General features: G+C 51.2%; 1 rRNA gene. It reads left to right on the forward strand.

Annotated features, from left to right (window positions below):
- Positions 1-1,720, forward strand: a 23S ribosomal RNA gene (locus ACRCA4_RS14905); the annotation flags it as partial.
- Positions 1,721-1,800: the final 80 nt, after the last annotated feature.

Consider the following 1,800-nt stretch of genomic DNA (forward strand, 5'->3'; position numbering starts at 1 on the left):
ACAAGTGGTAGAGGAGCGTTCTGTAAGCGGTTGAAGGTGTACCGGGAGGTATGCTGGACGTATCAGAAGTGCGAATGCTGACATGAGTAACGATAAGGGGAGTGAAAAACTTCCCCGCCGAAAGACCAAGGGTTCCTATCCCATGTTAATCAGGGTAGGGTGAGTCGACCCCTAAGGCGAGGCTGAAAAGCGTAGTCGATGGGAAACGGGTTAATATTCCCGTACCGACCAATACTGCGATGGGATGACGGAGAAAGCTAGGCAGGCGCGGCGTTGGTAGTCCGCGTGAAAGTAAGTAGGCTGAGAAACTAGGCAAATCCGGTTTCTTAAGGCTGAGATACGAGACGAGTGTCTAAGGACACGAAGCTGTTGATGCTATGCTTCCAGGAAAAACCTCTAAGCTTCAGGTATTGGTGATCGTACCCTAAACCGACACAGGTGGTCAGGTAGAGCATACCAAGGCGCTTGAGAGAACTCTGCTGAAGGAACTAGGCAAAATAGTACCGTAACTTCGGGAGAAGGTACGCTCTGGTGTGTTAAGGACTTGCTCCGTAAGCATACTAGAGTCGCAGTGACCAGCTGGCTGCAACTGTTTATTAAAAACACAGCACTCTGCAAACTCGTAAGAGGACGTATAGGGTGTGACACCTGCCCGGTGCCGGAAGGTTAATTGATGGGGTTAGCGCAAGCGAAGCTCTTGATCGAAGCCCCGGTAAACGGCGGCCGTAACTATAACGGTCCTAAGGTAGCGAAATTCCTTGTCGGGTAAGTTCCGACCTGCACGAATGGTGTAATGATGGCCAGGCTGTCTCCAGCAGAGACTCAGTGAAATTGAAATTGCGGTGAAGATGCCGTATACCCGCGGCTAGACGGAAAGACCCCGTGAACCTTTACTATAGCTTGGCACTGAACATTGACCCTACATGTGTAGGATAGGTGGGAGACTTTGAAGCTGGAACGCTAGTTCTAGTGGAGTCGTCCTTGAAATACCACCCTTGTATGTTTGATGTTCTAACGCAGGTCCCTTATCGGGATCGCGGACAGTGCCTGGTGGGTAGTTTGACTGGGGCGGTCTCCTCCTAAAGCGTAACGGAGGAGCACGAAGGTTGGCTAAGTACGGTCGGACATCGTACGGTTAGTGTAATGGTAGAAGCCAGCTTAACTGCGAGACAGACACGTCGAGCAGGTACGAAAGTAGGTCATAGTGATCCGGTGGTTCTGTATGGAAGGGCCATCGCTCAACGGATAAAAGGTACTCCGGGGATAACAGGCTGATACCGCCCAAGAGTTCATATCGACGGCGGTGTTTGGCACCTCGATGTCGACTCATCACATCCTGGGGCTGAAGTCGGTCCCAAGGGTATGGCTGTTCGCCATTTAAAGTGGTACGCGAGTTGGGTTTAGAACGTCGTGAGACAGTTCGGTCCCTATCTGCCGTGGGCGTTGGATGATTGAGTGGAGTTGCTCCTAGTACGAGAGGACCGGAGTGAACGAACCGCTGGTGTTCGGGTTGTCATGCCAATGGCACTGCCCGGTAGCTACGTTCGGAACGAATAAGCGCTGAAAGCATCTAAGCGCGAAGTCGGCCACAAGATGAGTCATCCCTCAGACTTAGAGTCTGCTAAAGGGTCGTTGAAGACCACAACGTTGATAGGTCAGATGTGGAAGCGCAGCGATGTGTTAAGCTAACTGATACTAATTGCCCGTGTGGCTTAACCATACAACGCCCAAGCTGTTTTGACGCCAGAGCGCGTGAAAGAAGTGTTATAGTGTGTCTAGTTTACAAATTTCAAGCTTGCT

Origin of the sequence: Rheinheimera sp. WS51 (assembly GCF_050936095.1) — a bacterium.
Lineage (GTDB): Bacteria > Pseudomonadota > Gammaproteobacteria > Enterobacterales > Alteromonadaceae > Alishewanella.